General features: G+C 65.6%; 1 protein-coding gene and 1 pseudogene. Both read right to left on the bottom strand.

All coding sequences use genetic code 11. The features are described 5' to 3' along the window. A partial coding sequence (locus D7X30_RS43940; RefSeq protein ID WP_158619482.1) for a transposase occupies positions 1-307 on the bottom strand: 307 nt, incomplete at its 3' end. Beyond that, positions 226-494: pseudogene (locus tag D7X30_RS43945) on the bottom strand (hypothetical protein); the annotation flags it as partial. The pseudogene D7X30_RS43945 and the gene D7X30_RS43940, both read right to left, overlap by 82 nt.

Consider the following 494-nt stretch of genomic DNA (forward strand, 5'->3'; position numbering starts at 1 on the left):
CGTGGAAGAAGCACTCCACCCGGTAGCGAAGCCGATAGAGGGTGCGGTCCAGAGGAGGAGGCTGCTTCCGGCTGGGATGGGGATGGATAACGGGCTTCATCCCCACCTTCTGGGCGTTGGCGCGAATGCGCTCGGCGTCATAGCCGGTGTCCGCGATGAAGGCGTCGCCCTCGGCGTGCACCAGCAGTTCCTCGGCCATCGTGGACTCATGCTGCTGTCCGGCCGTCAGCGCGAGGTGGAGCGGCTTACCGCCCGTCGTTGTGACGGCGTGAACCTTCGTTGAAAAACCTCCTCGAGAACGCCCCAGAGCATTTCTTCGGACCCCCCTTTTCCGCCCGAGGCGTCCTGATGCGCCCGGACGACGGAGGCGTCTGCCAGCGAGCCGAGCTCATCCACCGGAAGTCGCAGGGCCTTGAAGATGGCTTCCCAGCGCCCGGCTTGCGCCCAGCGGTGGAAGCGGTTGTAGACGGTCTTCCAGTGGCCGAATCGCTCCG

Origin of the sequence: Corallococcus sp. AB011P, from assembly GCF_003611605.1 — a bacterium.
Taxonomy (GTDB): domain Bacteria; phylum Myxococcota; class Myxococcia; order Myxococcales; family Myxococcaceae; genus Corallococcus; species Corallococcus coralloides.